We start from the raw sequence: 14,724 nt of genomic DNA, 5'->3' as shown, positions 1-14,724 counted from the left end.
TTTAGTTCTTGTCATTTATAGATAACAAAAATTGCCGCACTTGCGCTCCGATTTCGTTCATTGTTGCTTCATCAACCCGATTGTCCTCATTAACGCCAGCGTATGCCATAATTTGCGGCCCTCGCCGGTTGTCTGGCTGAGCTTTCATGCGGGGCGTAATGTGAAAATGCACATGCGGATGCCGAGGATGTTCAGCAAATTGAAGCACGTATGTTTTCAGACAACCAGTAACTTGCTTCAGAGCCAGGGAAACAGTTCGCAATAGCTGGCCTAATTCAGATGCTTCTGCTGCACTCAATTCAGCTACAGATGGGATGTGTCGCCGTGTAACCAACACTAGCCAGCCTACCAGTTCTGTGTCAAGGTGATGGACGACATCCCAATATTCTGTTCTAAAAATATTATCCCATAACGGCGCATTGTTGCTATCTCGTCGAGCAATTAGCTCGCAACTACGACAGGCTTTCATGTTTCTTCCTGCCCAGGCAATGACAACCGACCCGTATTCTTGCGGCGGCGAGCGGCCGTTTGAGCAATGTCATCCTGGCTGCTGGGAGATTGGCGCATCCAGCGGCGGAAAGTGTCGCGGTCGAAGGAGACAACTTTTACATGGGTAACGGCCGTTACCGTCGCAATTCGTTGACTTCCTTCCAACAGGCCAATTTCACCAAAGTAATCCCCAGCCGTCAGGTAAGCTACTTGATGCTGCTTGCCAGTTTCATCTTCATGAGTCACAGACACGAACCCTTCGGTGATGATGTAAAAGCGATCTGGCTGCTCCCCCTGCCGCACAATCACCGCCTCTGCTTCATACTGTTCAGCAGATTCAACGGCCGTTTTTACAAAATCATCTGGCATTGGGGGGATGTTTGGTGCCGGGGCTGGTTCCAAAGGGCCAGTATCGCGGGTACGTTCAGCCGCCAACGCCTTGATTTCCTGGGCAATAAGTGAAGAACCATCAATCCACGTTTTGAAGGTTGCATAATCCATCGTCATAACGTCAACGGCCGTTTCTGCCCGCACCGTGGCCATCCGCCGACTTTGCCGCAGCAGCCCCACTTCCCCAAAAAAATCACCCGGCCCCAAATAATCCAGCACCGCATCCAGGCCATCCGGCGGTTGCAACAGCACCGCCACGCGCCCCCGCGTGATGATGTAAAACTTGTCCGGCGCATCCCCCTGCCGAATAATGTTTGTGCCTGCGGGAAACTGCTCTGGGCCAAATTTTGGTTTATTTTCAAACATTGCGTCTGCCTGTTTTATTTTGCCACAGAGGTCTATGAGGGGTATTTTCTCTTTTCCCTCTGTGTGCTCTGTGGCTAATTTTAATTATCTACTTTGACGACAGCGTGCCCGCCGAACTGATTTCGCATGGCTGCCAGCAGCTTGGCCCCAAAACTTTCATCCTGGCGGCTGACAAAGCGGGCAAACAGCGAATGCGTAATGATGGGCGCGGGAATGTCCAAATCAATCGCTTCCTGCACCGTCCAGCGCCCTTCGCCGCTATCGGGTACATACCCTTCAATATTGCTCAAATTGGCATCTTCTGACAATGCATTTGCCGTTAAATCCAGTAGCCAAGAGCGTACGACGCTGCCAGAACGCCATATTTCCGAGATTTGGTGCAAATCGAGGCCAAAATCTTCTTTGGCCTTCATAATTTCAAACCCTTCGGCATACGCTTGCATCAGGCCATATTCAATGCCGTTGTGCACCATCTTCACAAAATGACCAGCCCCACTGGGGCCAACATGTCCCCAGCCTTTGTCTGCGCTGGGAGCCAGAGTTTTGAGGATTGGGGTGAGGGTGGCAACGGCCGTTTCTGACCCACCAACCATCATGCTGTACCCTTCCTTTAAGCCCCACACGCCGCCGCTGGTTCCCACATCTACAAGGCGGATGCCTTTTTTGGCAAGCATCGTTCCACGACGGAGCGTCTCTTTGTAGTTGCTGTTGCCGCCATCCACGACCAGATCGCCTTCGCTGAGTAATTTGCTTAGTTCGGTGATGACACTTTCAGTGGGTTTACCTGCCGGCACCATGACCCACACCACGCGGGGAGCCTCTAAATTTTCTACAACCTCTGCCAATGAGTAAGCCGGAATCAGCCCGAATTCTGCTGCGAGTTGGTCAGTAACATCTGAATGCAGATTAAACCCAACGACTTCATGACCACCTACAATTAAACGGCGAGCCATGTTACCGCCCATTTTGCCTAATCCAACCATTGCTAATTTCATAATCGAACCTCCATCCGGTCAGACGCTTTTAGAAACAATATCATTACAATGATTTAGCAGAATTACCGGACTGTGCTGAAACTAGCTGGTTTCTTGCCAGGTGCGTAAAACTTCGGCCACGCTCCAAGCCTGGGCTGAACAGCCGCGAGGCGTATAAGGCGCATCCCCGTCAAAAATTTCGCTTAAACTGCCCACGGTATGTGCCTTGATCTGGTGGTTTAACAAAAATGCCAGATAAGATCGGGCATCTTTTTTATCGCTGTACACGCGCAGATGGGCACTTACAAATGCACCAATCAGCCATCCCCACACCGTACCTTGATGATAAGCGCCATCTCGCTTGTAGCGGTCCCCGCCATAATGCCCAATATACGCTTCGTCATCAGATGAGAGGCTGCGTAAGCCGTGTGCTGTCACCAAGTGGCGACCACACGCATCCAAAGCAGAACGCTGCTGCTCTGGCGTTAGCGGACTGTGGGGCAGCGAAATGGCAAAGAGCTGGTTGGGACGCAAGCTGCCATCTAGTCCATCGGCATCTGGCCCGTCAATTACATCGTAACAATAGCCCATTTCCTGGTTCCAAAAACGGCCAAACCCTTGCTTCACCTGCTTAATGAGGGTGTTGTATTCGGTGGCATCTTCGCCTAAGAGCCGGGCAAAATTAGCCATGATGCAAAGTGCGTTGAACCAGAGAGCATTAATTTCTACGGGCTTGCCAATGCGCGAAGTCACAACCCAATTGTCTACTTTGGCGTCCATCCACGTGAGCTGTACTCCTTCTTCGCCAGCGAAGAGTAGCCCGTCTTCTGTGTCCATCTGGATGTTGTAGCGGGTACCTCGCTTGTGCCACATGACAATTTCTTGCAGCACGGGGAACAGCTCTTTTACCAGGGCATCATCCTTTGTGGTTGCATGGTAGGCACGGAGGGCTTCAAAATACCAAAGCGTGGCGTCTACGGTGTTGTATTCGGGATGTTCGCCTTCGTCTGGGAAGCGGTTCGGCAGCATCCCCTGGTCTACAAATTGGGCGTAGGTGTGTAAAATAGAGGCGGCAACTTCGGGCCGCCCTGTGGTTAGCGTTAAGCCAGGCAGGGCGATCATCGTGTCGCGTCCCCAGTCGCTAAACCAGGGATAGCCAGCAATGATGGAACGGCCGTTTTCATCTCGTGCGGTTGGCCTTTTCACCACAAACTGGTCGGCTGCCAAAACTAGCTGGTCAATCTGTGGAGGAAGTTCAACCGGATGCACTTTGCGGGCGCGATCCAGTAATTCCGCTTCATACGTTTGCCGCTCGGCATAAGCCTCGTCTCCATCCAGGTTGGCGTTGGGGTCTGTGCTGGCCACCAGCGTCAGCGATTCGCCAGGGCGAAGCACCTTGCGAAGCTGCGCAGCATAGATGTGGTCTTCCTGCACGTCATTTTGCCCACGATACTCCTCAATACTCAGGTAGAAATCTTCGTACCAGTCAAACTGTGGCGTCATCTGCATTTTGTTACTGAGTAGATAAAATGGGGTTGCTTCTTCATGAATTTTTAGACACAAACCGTTTGTCACTTCTGCAATTTCTGGTTCCCAGTCATTGACAATGGTCGTGCTGTGGTAGTCACGGTAGTTAACAAACGCTTTGGCTTCCATGGTGAGCGGCCCTGTAGCGCGGATAAGCTTGTATTGCATGTAGGTTGTGTTCGCGCCGGGCTGCATCCAGATGCGCTTTTCTAATAGGGCATTACCGAAAGCGTAGGTCCAAACGGGGGTCGTGCCCTCCAGGTGGAATCGGTTGATCGTTTGGTGCCCGTTGCCTTCTACTACGCCATTTGCCCAACGGTTAACATAAAGTGGATAGAAACGGCCGCTTCGAGGGTAAATTCCCTCATACTCCACCGTCTCATCCAGCTTGGCTAACAGCAGCGTCCGGCCCAGAGGCGGCTCCAGTGCCGCCATCAGCAAGCCGTGGTAGCGGCGCGTGAGCGTCCCTGCCACGGTGCCAGAGGCAAAACCGCCAATGCCGTTGGTTACCAGCCATTCTCGTGATTCGGCCGTTGCCAAATCGCCACACAGTTCGCGTCCAAAATCAATTAGCACACAGTTGCTCCTTCAAGGTGTTCAAACGTCAAGTGTTGAAGTGAGCAGGTGAAAACTTGAGTACCTGAAAACTTAATCACCTGAACACAAAAATTCCCGCCGCCCATTATACACTTGCGCGCCGAATCTGATAACGCTAGAGTTACACGGCAAAAACGGGCAATTTTTTGGCAGATTGCCCAGCACCGAACAGGAACATACATGGCTTACCAAAAACCCTCCCCAGAATTTGTGCAGACCGTTTTGCAGCGGCTGCAAGCCACCCATCCAGACGCCCATTGCGAGCTAAATTATGAGACGCCTCTCCAACTTCTGGTGGCCACCATTCTCTCGGCCCAATGTACAGACGTGCGCGTGAACCAGGTAACGCCGGAGCTTTTCACAAAATACCCTGATGTTGCTGCTTTTGCCGCTGCCGACCGCGCAGAATTGGAAGAAACGATTCGTCCGACGGGATTTTTTCGGCAGAAGGCAGAGTTTATACAGTCAACGGCCGTTTCCCTACTGCAAAATCATGGCGGCGACGTACCAGATGAGATGGACGATTTGACGCAGCTAAAAGGGGTGGCCCGCAAAACGGCCAATGTAGTGCTGGGCGAAATTTACGGCAAGGCAGAAGGCATCACCGTAGACACCCACGTTAAGCGCATTGCCCACAAACTGGGCCTTACAAGCAACAACAAAGACCCAGTCAAGGTGGAGCGTGAGCTAATGGAAATTATTCCCCACGAGCATTGGATCAATATTTCGCACCTGCTCATCTTTCATGGCCGCCGCATTTGCATTGCCCGCCGCCCAGACTGCCCCAACTGCCCGCTCAACGACATCTGCCCCTCGGTGGAGTGGTAAGGGTCATTCGAGAACCGCCCTTACTCTGAACTTTCTGCGGCTCAAAAATATGAGTGATTACTTTAACTACCAGTTGCATACGGCCGTTTCTCATTGGGATCGCCGCACCTTTCTCCGCTACAGTCGGCAAATTTATGGAAGAGATAATCGCTGGACGCCACCTGACGCCCACTACATACACACGCTGCTCAACCCCGCCAAACAGCCACACTTGGCCCGTATGCAGCCCCGGTTGCATTACTTTGATGGCTTGCGCCAAAGGAACCAGCAGTCAGTGACTACCAGACCAGCCCTGGCCAACTTCGAGACGCCACTGGTCACCAATATTTTGCTGCACGACCCGCGCCGCCACGATCGCACTGCATACCTGGCCTACCTGCACTGCACCAACAACAAAGCAGCATTTCTAGCCTACCAGGACAACATCATCGAGGGCTTGGTTAACCGGGGCATTCGGCGGCTGCTTGGCCCCGTAAGCCTCTTGCCACAACTCGGCAGCGGTGCACTCGTCAGCCATTGGCAGCAGCAACCGCCCCAGCACACGCCGTACAATCCGCCCTATTTGCCAGAGGTGCTGGCGCGGCGGATGCGCCCAATTGCCCAGGCAACGCTGTTTTCTTGCATTGTGCCAACAACAGCTCTAACTAACATGCCACAGCACCCCGCGATGCTGCGCCCGCTGAACCCGGCTCAGCTTAGTGGCGTGCTGCTGCCCCTGCTGGTTATGCTTTGCCAAAATCCGGCCGGGTTCCCTACACCAGATGATTTGGAAGCAGCCTATTGGCAACGCTGGCTGGGGCCGCAGCTGCGTGGCTGGGTTGCCTGGATTGATGAGCAACCGGTTGGCCTGGTGCTGCTCCTGCCAGATTTGGCAGCGCGGCTGCGGCGGTTTCGTGGCGGTCGTGGTATGTGGGGGCTGGGGTTAACGGCCGTTCGTCATCGCACAGTTTCCGCAGGCAGGGTATTGCTGGGGGGCGTACACCCCGCGTGGCGCGTGCAGGGCATTGGGCGGCAGCTTTGGCAGCAAACCATCCAGTCTGCCCAGGCCGCAGGGTGGCAAAAAATAACAATTGGGCCAGTGTGGGAGGGTGGAACGGCCGTACCCTTTCTGCACCACCACAAAGCCATCACCCAACAAACATACCAACTCTACGAGCGTACCTTTTAGCCCCACGATCCATTCCTTCCAGAGTTGCGTATAATTTAATAGAAACAACTGGCTTACGGAAAAAGTTGTGTTGGAGTGTGTACAAAATGAAAAAGCTTGCCGTTGAGCGCCGAACGTGCGCCCGAATTCCCACAGAGGTGGGCGAGTTTCAACTTTGCTACTATCAAAACAATCAGGATCAAAAAGAACATTTAGCCCTCGTTTTTGGAGAAATGGTGCTGCAGGAGCCATCGCTGGTACGCATTCACTCCGAATGCTTTACGGGTGATGTACTGGGCTCACTGCGCTGCGACTGTGGCCCCCAACTCAATCAGGCGATGGAAAAAATTGCCCAAGCGGGTGCGGGCGTCATTGTGTATCTGCGGCAGGAGGGGCGCGGCATTGGCTTGCTAGACAAGCTGCGTGCCTACAATTTGCAGGATGAAGGGTACGATACGGTTGACGCAAATTTGAAGCTCGGCCATCAGGCAGATGCGCGCGATTACACCATCGCGGCTCGCATTTTGGATGATTTAGGCGTGTCATCTGTGCGGCTGCTTACCAACAACCCCAGCAAGATTGAAAGTTTGGAGCAGTTGGGCATACAGGTTGCCGAGCGAGTGCCGATGCCTGCCGCGCTAACCGTGGAAAATGCGGCTTACCTGGCCACCAAGGTGGAACGAATGCGCCACTTGCTGAATTTGAACGGCCGTTCCCCACAGCCATCACCCAAGCCCAAACCGATGCCAAACGGCCGTCCCTTTGTCACTCTCAGCTATGCTCAAAGTGTGGATGGCTCAATTACGCGGCAGCGCGGCCAGCCAATGGTACTCAGCGGACAAGAGTCGCTTACGCTCACCCACCAGCTACGCGCCAGCCATGATGCGATTTTGGTAGGCATTGGCACTGTGTTGGCCGACGATCCGCGCCTGACGGTGCGCCTCGTGGCTGGTGCCGACCCGCAGCCCATTATCGTAGATAGCCAACTGCGGTTGCCTCTCACCGCCAAACTGCTCATAGAGCATCCCCGCAAACCGATTGTAGCTACTGCGGAAACGGCCGCTTCCACCAAAGAACACGCTTTACTAGATTTGGGGGCAACCGTTGTGCGTTTGCCCGCCACCGCCAACGGACAGGTGAGCTTACCTGCGCTGCTGGCGCGTTTGCCCCAATTCCACATTCGCCGACTCATGGTGGAAGGGGGCGCAGGCATCATCACCAGCTTCTTGGCAGCGCAGTTGGTGGATCGGCTGGTGATTACCGTGGCACCGCTGCTGGTGGGTGGCCTCAACGCCGTGGGCAACCTGAACGGCCACGGCCTGCCCCAGCTACAAAATCCACAAACCCAGTGGCTGGGCAAAGATATGATCCTCTCCGGCGATGTAAGCTGGCCGGAAAAAAGTTAGTCACGGATTGTGCGGATTACAAGGATTAAAAAATCCGCGCAATCCGCGGCTCAAAAATGAAGGAAGGGTGGATGACTCAGTTTAACGTGCAGAATCCAGACTATGAACAGACGGTGCGAGCGAGCTTTGCCCAGCAGGGATTTATGGCATTTTTAGGGGCGGAGCTAACGGCCGTTTCCCCTGGAGAAATAACAATCGAGTTACCCGTCTCAGCTAGCTTGTCCCAACAACATGGCTTTGTTCATGCGGGAGCGACAACGGCCGTTGTGGATTCTGCTTGTGGGTATGCTGCCCTCACACTAATGCCGCCAGGCAGCGAGGTTGTCACGGTTGAGTTCAAGGTCAATTTATTAGCCCCGGCGCTGGGCGTAAAGATGATTGCCATTGGGCGCGTGGTGCGCCCCGGGCGCATGCTCACCGTTTGCCAGGGCGAACTGTTTGGCGAAGATGAAACCGGCGCACGCAAACGGTGTGCCCTCATGACCGCCACCATGATCCAGCGGTAGGGGCATACTCCCATGTGCGCCCTGTTTTGGGCAGACACGGAGGTCTACCCCTGCGACAGCACAAAACTATGCAACGACAAGCCCTTTTTTTCACCGCCCCATACCAGCTAGAAATCCGCGAAGAAACGCTGCCACCGCTGCCAGATGATGCACTGCTAGTACAAACGGTGGTCTCCGCCATCAGCCCAGGCACGGAGATGCTGCTGTATCGAGGCCAAATGCCGCCAGAGCTGATGACCGACGCCACAATTGCCGCGCTCGGTGACGGTGGCTATCCACAGAAGTATGGTTACGCCACCGTCGGGCGCGTGGTGGAAATTGGCAACGCTGTACAAAAATCGTGGCGGGATCGGCTGGTTTTTGCCTTCCAGCCTCACCAATCCCACTTTATCGCCCAGCCAGATGCAGTGCTGCCCCTGCCGGGTGGGATGCTGCCAGAAACGGCCGTCTTCTTACCAAACATGGAAACGGCCGTCTCCTTCATCATGGACGCACAGCCGGGGCTCGGTGAGCAAACGGCCGTCTTTGGTCAGGGCGTTGTGGGCTTGCTCACCACCAGCTTGTTGGCGCAGCTGCCGCTCGCCTGCCTGCTCACGCTAGACGGTTACCCGCTCCGCCGTGACTGGTCGCGCAAGCTAGGAGCCGCCGCCAGCCTGGACCCCGCCGCCCCGGATTTAGCTGACCAAATTTTGGCGGCACTGCCCCACGCCAGCTATCATCCCGGCTTGGATTTGGCCTTTGAACTGTCCGGAAATCCGGCGGCCTTGGATGTGGCGATTGAGGCGATGGGTTTCGACGGCCGTATCCTCATCGGCTCCTGGTACGGTAGCAAACGTGCCAATCTGAACCTGGGCGGCCGCTTCCACCGCAGCCAGATTCGGCTCATCAGCAGCCAGGTGAGCCATCTCGCGCCACGCTGGGGAGGGCGGTGGCGCAAAGCACGGCGGCTGGCCGTTGCCTGGCAGATGCTGCAAAAAGTGCAGCCCCAGCAGCTCATCACCCACCGCTTCCCGCTGGCGCAAGCTGCCCAAGCGTATGAATTGATTGATATGAGGCCAGAAACGGCCGTGCAGGTAATTTTTAGTTACTAGCGGTTGGCGGCTAGTGGTTTGTGCTCACGTAACTAGCCGCTAACTACCAACCACAAAATGGAGAAATTATGTACACCGTCGCCGTCAAACGTGATTTTGTCGCCCAACATTTCCTCATCGGTGGGGATTGGGGGGCAGAAAATGAATGGCATTCCCACCATTACATCGTCGAGCTTCAGCTATCTGGCCCCACCCTGGACCAGCATGGCTACCTTGTGGATATTGTGGACATCGAAGCCAATCTGGAAGCGTTGGTAGCGTACTATAAAGACAAAACGCTCAACGACCTGCCCGAATTTGCCGGGCTCAACCCCAGCATCGAGCATTTTGCCCGCATTCTGGCCACCCAACTCGCCGAACGCATTCAGGCAGAAACGCTCAGTCATCTCACCGTCAAAATTTGGGAAAACGAGATCGCCTGGGCATCGTATTGGTTGCCAATTGGAGAAATATATGAAGGATGATTCAAACATGGAAATGTATGCAGACCCTGCTAACTACGATATTGAAAGTGGGCCTATTGAACTGGACAACACCATCTTGCTTGAATTGGCTTTGCAAACATCTGGGCCAATGCTTGAGCTAGGTTGCGGCACCGGGCGGGTAACTATCCCATTTGCAGAACGAGGTTTTGATATAACCGGGCTTGATATTGAATCAGGTATGCTGGCTCATGCCCAAACCAAAGCGAAAGCGTTGCCCATAAAGTGGATTTGCGATGACACACGCAACTTTAATCTGGAAACGCAATACGCGTTGATTTTTACTTATGGTTCAGTTTTTCAGCACCTGCTTAGCCGCTCTGATCAGGAAGCAATGCTGGCTTGCGTGCGTAAACATCTGGCCGAAGACGGGAAGTTTGTCATTGACATTGGCTTCAAACGACCAACTTCCATGATGAACGTTCCAGAAAAACAAGCTTGGTATTCGTTTGTTGATGGCAAGGGGCGTGAAGTTCAGGTGTCCGGAACAGATCATTACGATCATTTGCAACAAATCTGGTATCAAACATTGTATCGCCATTGGCCTGAGGCGGACGAGCCAAAAGAGGGTCAGCCAGAAAGGCTGGCTTTGCGCTACATTATGCCTCAAGAAATGGAATCTCTGCTTTACTACAATGGTTTTACGGTGCTGTCTCGTTATGGAGATTGGCGAGGAAACCCTTTAACAGCAGATGGCTATCTTCAGATTTATGTTTGCACACATCGTCGCTGAGTTCCGTCATGAAGGTTGGGCTCATCATTTACGGCCGTCTCCAAACAATCTCCGGCGGCTACCTATACGACCGCAATCTGGTTGAGCATTTGGAGGCGGCTGGTGACGAAATGGAAATTGTCTCGCTGCCCTGGGAAGGATATGGCCGTTCCCTGCTGCACAACGTCTGGTTTGCCCTGGCAGAGCAGCTACGCCTGGCCGATTTTGATCTGCTGCTGCAAGATGAACTCAACCATCCTTCCCTCTTCTGGCTCAATCAGCGGCTGCGCGGCCAGATTAGCTACCCGATTGTGAGCATCGTCCACCACCTGCGGTGCAGCGAACTGCGCCCAAGTTGGCAAAATTGGGTTTACCAGCAAATCGAGCGGCGTTACCTCGCCTCTGTAGATGGCTTCATCTTCAACAGCCAGACAACGCGCCAGGTTGTTCAATCTCTGGTCGGCGATTCGCCGCCGCATGTGGTGGCTCTACCCGCAGGCGATCGTTTACAGCCAAACATCACCCCCGCGCAAATTGAAGACCGCGCCCAGCAGTCAGGGCCACTGCGGTTGCTGTTTGTGGGTAACGTGATTCCGCGCAAGGGATTGCACATTTTGCTAGAAGCGGTGGCTGGCTTGCCCAAATCTGACTGGGTGCTGGATGTTGTGGGGGAGACGGCCGTTTCCCCTCAATACACCCAACAAATCCAGCAGCAGATCACCTACAACGTCACACTTCACGGCCCCCTCAGCGATGCGGAACTCGCTTCCAAAATGATGCAAAGTCACCTGCTCATTGTCCCCTCCAGCTATGAAGGCTTCGGCATTGTTTACCTCGAAGGCATGGGTTTTGGCCTGCCCGCCATTGCCGGACGCGGCGGCGCAGCCCACGAAATCATCACCCACGGCGCGGATGGCTTTTTAGTGGAAGACACACCGACGCTCCGCCAACATATTCACGCGCTGCACCACAACCGCAGTCAGCTTGCCAAAATGAGCCTCGCTGCCCAAACTCGCTTTGCTGCTCACCCGACTTGGTCTGATTCCATGTCCCAAATCCGCAACTTCTTACAATCGGTCATTCCTCCCCCTCCGTGAGGGCAGGCTCTGCGAAGGCAGGAATCCGAGCCGAACACAAAAATGTATACCCGCCTACGCGGGTATGACACGGTAAAAGATTATGATTTACGATTTTCCTCGCTACCTCGCCGCCAAAAAAACGGTTGATGACCGCGCCCTTAATGCCCACGTTTGGCAGACGCTGCGACAAAACCTGCCACCCCAGCCCGCCATCCTGGAAATTGGCGCAGGCATCGGCACAATGATTGAACGGCTAGTTGAACAACGGTTCATTTCATCCGCAAAATACACGGCCATTGACAACCAGTCAGAGAACATTGCCACCGCTAGGCAGCGGCTGGCTAGCTTGCCTCCAGGCATTGCGCTCATGCTAGAAGCAGTTGATCTGTTTGACTTTATCCGGCGAGAGCAAGGCCAGCAGCAGTGGGATGTGCTCATCGCTCACGCCTTTTTAGATTTGATGGACATTCCCGCCACGCTGCCGCAGCTATTTTCCTTGCTCAAGCCAGGCGGGGTATTCTACTTTAGCATCAACTTCGACGGCGTGACCATACTGGAACCCGCCATTGACCCAGCACTGGATGCCAAAATTGAGCAGCTTTATCACCAAACGATGGATGAGCGTATGACGGGGGGACGGCCGTCTGGTGATAGCCGTAGCGGAAGGCACCTGTTTACTCATTTAAGACAGGCAGGCGCACAGATTTTGGCTGCGGGTGGCTCCGATTGGGTCGTTTTTGCCCAGCCAGATGTTTACACGGCAGGCTACCCGGCCGACGAGAAATATTTCTTGCAGTTCATCGTGGAAACGATGCGCCGTGCCTTAGCGAATCATCCAGACCTGGATGCGGCGCAGTTTGAAGATTGGATCGCCCAGCGGCGGGCGCAAATTGAGGCAGGGGAACTGGTGTACATTGCCCACCAGCTTGATTTTGTGGGGCGATGGGTTGGAGAGCGTTAAATAAGATTTTGCAGCAAGAATGGTTTAGCCCAAGCCGCAATTAGCCCGCCCCAAAAACCGAAGAAGTGCATGGCGTTGGAATAGCCTTTATGCCTCCGTAAAACCAGGCGGAAGATGCCAAAATAGAAGAACCCCACAATAATTCCAATTAAAGCGGATTGCGTCTCTTGATTTATGAAACCATCGAAAACAAGGTAGCCAAAATAACCTGTAACCAAACCACTGGCACCCAAATGCCTGCTTTTTGAGCCAATTAACCATGTGCCCAGGCTACCAATTGTCACAATGGAGCCTGTTGCTATCCAAAAAGCGGGCAAGCTGGATAGGGCAATAATCGAACCTAAAATGGCAAAAGGGACAGAGTTGCCGAAAAGATGTTTCCTGTCTTTATGCAGTGTGTGGGCCAAAACGGGTGACAGTAAATTGTTGGCTTGTCTAGGTTGAAGCCCGTAGGATGCCTTTAGCTTTTTCTTGAACATGTACCGGTCTGCTAAGTGAAGGATGTACATGAAAAGCAGCATGATCAGGACGGTTTGCAAGCCCGCTGGCAGATTAAGGAAGGTTTCGTAAAGGCGATAAAGGAACATGGTCTGGTGGCAGAAATTAGGGAAACAAAAAGCTGCTAGCCTCATTGTAACCTCAAGGCCAGCAGCGTCCAATCAAATTCAGAAATTGACTAAACTAATTGGTTACTTGTCTTGCCACAGCAATACGATGAGTGCCAGCTCAATCAACTTGTCTACAATGCCTATTGGCGACCAAATATCTGGCCAGTTAAAAACGAAGTAGAGGATGAAGGTAACGGCCGTAAACGCCAATAGCACCCACCGAATCAGCGACCGCTGGGCGGCAAACTGGGGCAAAAAGTAAAGCGCTGCCATCAGCACCAAATAGCCCAGCCCATTGAGCAGAAACATGATCAAGAATGTACCGCCAGCCAGTACGCCCAACACAATGTGAATAAGCGCCGTAGCTACGGTAAGCCCCACAATTGTCTTCTGCTGACCTGATAAATTTGCTGTCAAATCCATTGGAAAACCTCCTCTTGCCTAAAATGAGTGAAAAGGGGGTGGGCGCAGTGGGTAGATGGTGCCCCGGATTACCAAATCATGCGCCGCCTGGCGCGATTTGATGTATGCCTGTTTGTAAAACCCCAAAGATGGCGATTGGGTTACGGCCGTATCCAAACCATCTTCAGCCGCCGACCCATCCACCACAACCCCAGCAGCCCCAGCAGCACGTCCCGCAGGCGGATGAGCAGGCTTAATCCCAGCCCTGCCGCCGGATTGAACCCCATGAGTCCCAACGCCCACACTTGGCTAGCTTCCAGTGTGCCTAGCCCACCGGGCAGCGGCAGCAGATAGGCTAACCGCGCCGCTGTGAGCAAGGCAATGAGCTGCACCAGCGACAGCGACACGCCTAAAAAGGTAGCCATCGCGTAAAATTCTATAATCATCAGCCCCCAACTGAGGACAGAGATACCAATTGCACCCAACAGCGCGCCAGGATTTTGTTGGCAAAGGGTGTTCATTTGGATTTCGCTGGCGGAAACGGCCGTTACCCACCTCTCCAATTTCACAATCCGCAACAGCTTGGTGATTGGTTGCCCCCCTAGCCAGATGCGCCACAAATAGAGCATTGGCGGTAAGAGAAGGAGCAGCACCCAGACGGCCGTTTGCCCGCCCACAGCACCGCCCAACAAACCAGTCTGCACCACCAGCGCAACCCCGAAAACCAGAAAGCCAAAGTTGAGCAGCAGCTCTACGGTTTTATCCAATGAAACGGCCGCAATGGCCCCAGCACGCGGCACGCCATGCTGCCGCTCCACCAGCAGCACCTGCACCGGCTCCCCGCCAAAGTGGGGCCCTGGCGTGAAGTAGCTTACCCCAAACGCCGCCAGGCGATGCCCCAGCAGCGAGCCAAACGGCAGCTTGTACCCTAGCCCACGCAGCAGCAGCCACCAACGGCCGTTCAACCCCAGCAGCACCAATCCATTCAAAAACAGTAAAACAACCAACTGCCAACCCTGTAGCAGAGCCAGCGTCCGCCCCACCTCGCGCAGCGGCACAGAGCGCACGACCAGCCATAGTACAAGAAGCGCAACGCCCCAAATAAATGCCTTTCCAAATCGTTTCTTCATTCCAATCCCGTTAACGGTAATCGGTGACC

Annotated in this window: 16 protein-coding genes; 9 read left to right on the top strand and 7 right to left on the bottom strand. The window is 53.9% G+C overall.

The features are described 5' to 3' along the window. Position 1 precedes the first annotated feature (1 nt). The 4 genes from ACOQPM_RS09520 to ACOQPM_RS09505 form a co-directional block, all read right to left on the bottom strand. The gene (locus ACOQPM_RS09520; RefSeq protein WP_420629021.1) at positions 2-469 is read right to left on the bottom strand and encodes an HIT family protein; all 468 of its coding nucleotides are present in this window, start codon (positions 467-469) and stop codon (positions 2-4) included. Then, positions 466-1,245, bottom strand: coding sequence for a cyclic nucleotide-binding domain-containing protein (locus ACOQPM_RS09515; protein WP_420629019.1), 780 nt, complete (start codon positions 1,243-1,245; stop codon positions 466-468). The genes ACOQPM_RS09520 and ACOQPM_RS09515 overlap by 4 nt, the downstream gene beginning before the upstream one ends. Before the next feature lie 80 nt (positions 1,246-1,325). Further along, a complete protein-coding gene (gnd, locus tag ACOQPM_RS09510) occupies positions 1,326-2,240 on the bottom strand; it encodes a phosphogluconate dehydrogenase (NAD(+)-dependent, decarboxylating) (protein ID WP_420629018.1) in 915 nt (304 codons plus the stop codon). Positions 2,241-2,321: 81 nt separating this feature from the next. After that, positions 2,322-4,322 (bottom strand): amylo-alpha-1,6-glucosidase, encoded by a 2,001-nt coding sequence (locus tag ACOQPM_RS09505; protein WP_420629016.1) that lies wholly within the window; start codon positions 4,320-4,322, stop codon positions 2,322-2,324. Between the two features lie 201 nt (positions 4,323-4,523). Here ACOQPM_RS09505 and nth point away from each other — a divergent pair, with 201 nt between their 5' ends. The 9 genes from nth (at position 4,524) to ACOQPM_RS09460 (ending at position 12,555) form a co-directional block, all read left to right on the top strand. Then, positions 4,524-5,171 (top strand): endonuclease III, encoded by a 648-nt coding sequence (gene nth / locus ACOQPM_RS09500; protein WP_420629015.1) that lies wholly within the window; start codon positions 4,524-4,526, stop codon positions 5,169-5,171. Positions 5,172-5,220: 49 nt separating this feature from the next. Then, on the top strand, positions 5,221-6,339 hold the full coding sequence (locus ACOQPM_RS09495) for a GNAT family N-acetyltransferase (protein ID WP_420629014.1): 1,119 nt from the start codon (positions 5,221-5,223) through the stop codon (positions 6,337-6,339). An 86-nt stretch (positions 6,340-6,425) separates the two neighbouring features. Then, complete coding sequence (gene ribA / locus ACOQPM_RS09490; RefSeq protein WP_420629013.1) at positions 6,426-7,724, top strand: GTP cyclohydrolase II; 1,299 nt, start codon at positions 6,426-6,428, stop codon at positions 7,722-7,724. Positions 7,725-7,795: 71 nt separating this feature from the next. Continuing rightward, positions 7,796-8,230 carry a PaaI family thioesterase gene (locus ACOQPM_RS09485; RefSeq protein WP_420629012.1) on the top strand — a complete coding sequence of 145 codons (435 nt, stop codon included), beginning with the start codon at positions 7,796-7,798 and terminating at the stop codon, positions 8,228-8,230. Between the two features lie 68 nt (positions 8,231-8,298). After that, positions 8,299-9,321 carry a zinc-dependent alcohol dehydrogenase gene (locus ACOQPM_RS09480; protein WP_420629011.1) on the top strand — a complete coding sequence of 341 codons (1,023 nt, stop codon included), beginning with the start codon at positions 8,299-8,301 and terminating at the stop codon, positions 9,319-9,321. Between the two features lie 68 nt (positions 9,322-9,389). Then, positions 9,390-9,785, top strand: coding sequence for a 6-pyruvoyl trahydropterin synthase family protein (locus ACOQPM_RS09475; protein ID WP_420629010.1), 396 nt, complete (start codon positions 9,390-9,392; stop codon positions 9,783-9,785). After that, complete coding sequence (locus ACOQPM_RS09470) at positions 9,775-10,536, top strand: class I SAM-dependent DNA methyltransferase (RefSeq protein WP_420629009.1); 762 nt, start codon at positions 9,775-9,777, stop codon at positions 10,534-10,536. The genes ACOQPM_RS09475 and ACOQPM_RS09470 overlap by 11 nt, the downstream gene beginning before the upstream one ends. Positions 10,537-10,544: 8 nt before the next feature. Continuing rightward, complete coding sequence (locus ACOQPM_RS09465; RefSeq protein WP_420629008.1) at positions 10,545-11,612, top strand: glycosyltransferase family 4 protein; 1,068 nt, start codon at positions 10,545-10,547, stop codon at positions 11,610-11,612. An 82-nt stretch (positions 11,613-11,694) separates the two neighbouring features. Beyond that, positions 11,695-12,555, top strand: a complete 861-nt coding sequence (locus ACOQPM_RS09460) for a class I SAM-dependent methyltransferase (protein ID WP_420629007.1) — start codon at positions 11,695-11,697, stop codon at positions 12,553-12,555. On the opposite strand, the gene ACOQPM_RS09455 is transcribed toward ACOQPM_RS09460, so the two are convergent. From ACOQPM_RS09455 to ACOQPM_RS09445, 3 genes are all read right to left on the bottom strand, one after another. Further along, positions 12,552-13,214 (bottom strand): rhomboid family intramembrane serine protease, encoded by a 663-nt coding sequence (locus tag ACOQPM_RS09455; protein WP_420629006.1) that lies wholly within the window; start codon positions 13,212-13,214, stop codon positions 12,552-12,554. The genes ACOQPM_RS09460 and ACOQPM_RS09455 overlap by 4 nt on opposite strands. Before the next feature lie 30 nt (positions 13,215-13,244). Next, positions 13,245-13,586, bottom strand: coding sequence for a hypothetical protein (locus tag ACOQPM_RS09450; RefSeq protein ID WP_420629005.1), 342 nt, complete (start codon positions 13,584-13,586; stop codon positions 13,245-13,247). Between the two features lie 140 nt (positions 13,587-13,726). Continuing rightward, positions 13,727-14,695: a lysylphosphatidylglycerol synthase transmembrane domain-containing protein gene (locus tag ACOQPM_RS09445; protein ID WP_420629004.1), complete on the bottom strand. Its 969-nt coding sequence runs from the start codon at positions 14,693-14,695 to the stop codon at positions 13,727-13,729. Between the last annotated feature and the right edge of the window lie 29 nt (positions 14,696-14,724).

The organism is Candidatus Leptofilum sp., from assembly GCF_965223525.1.
In the GTDB taxonomy this organism is placed as follows: domain Bacteria; phylum Chloroflexota; class Anaerolineae; order Promineifilales; family Promineifilaceae; genus Leptofilum.
This window is presented reverse-complemented; position numbering and strand designations above follow the sequence as displayed.